Source organism: Pseudomonas fluorescens (assembly GCF_000802965.1).
Lineage (GTDB): Bacteria > Pseudomonadota > Gammaproteobacteria > Pseudomonadales > Pseudomonadaceae > Aquipseudomonas > Aquipseudomonas fluorescens_A.
The window spans coordinates 1-853 of record NZ_JSAK01000058.1 but is presented as its reverse complement, the minus strand read 5'-3'; the positions used below and the strand labels follow the sequence as shown (position 1 = coordinate 853).

The window sequence follows — 853 nt, the reverse complement described above, 5'->3', positions numbered from 1 at the left end:
GTTTTCGGTCAGCGGCAACACACCCGGCTTTTACTGTAATCACGCAACGAGCTAGAGGCTAAATCACCTAAAAAGAATTGTCCGTCACCAAACGAATCCGAAATCTCAATAAATCCAGCGCTAGGTGCACTTATTGAGTCCTCCTCGTCAGACAATGGAATTATCACAACACTGGCATTATCATGTCCGCCACACCAGTTAGACAGCTCTAGCAACCGCTTAGCACAGACTCCGGAATCACTAGCAATCGATACAATTTTGTCCATGCACGAGGAGTACTTGCTTAAATAATGAATTCCGTCTGTAACTAATATAAACCTACCAGATAGTTTCGATTCAAGCTCATGTACATGTGGTTGAAGATCGGACCCCATACCTACAAACTGGAGTAGCCTACCTTGCTCGGGACTCTCTATTGCGTTTCTTCCTAATTGTCCAGCAATAGTGTCATCTGTCGAAAGCTTTTGAAGCTTTTGCTCGGTTTCGAGATAGACTCGGCTGTCACCAACGCTCATCCAACATGGAGCCTTGCCATGTCGTATTAGAGCGGCTACTAGCGTTGCCCCCCCATCGCCATAGTATTTATTATAAACCGCTTCGTTTGCACTCAGCGCTGCATTCATCATCCAATCTGATGATGAATCACGAAAATTTGCGGATTCACATATAGAAGCTATAAATCCACTTACAGCTAGAGAGGCGCACGCGCCACCCGCTCTCATACCTCCGATGCCATCCGCAACCACGGCTACGGAAAACCGACCTCCATTAGCCTCCCAGCCTTGAACTACAACGGCTCTATCTTGATTTTCTGTGCGAACGACTCCGATATCGGTAAGGGGCCGGCGAACAC

At 47.2% G+C, this 853-nt stretch carries 1 protein-coding gene; it reads right to left on the bottom strand.

Annotated features, from left to right (window positions below; genetic code table 11):
- Window positions 1-8: 8 nt before the first annotated feature.
- On the bottom strand, window positions 9-853 hold an 845-nt coding region (locus tag NL64_RS29965), incomplete at its 5' end, for a PP2C family protein-serine/threonine phosphatase (protein ID WP_080758182.1).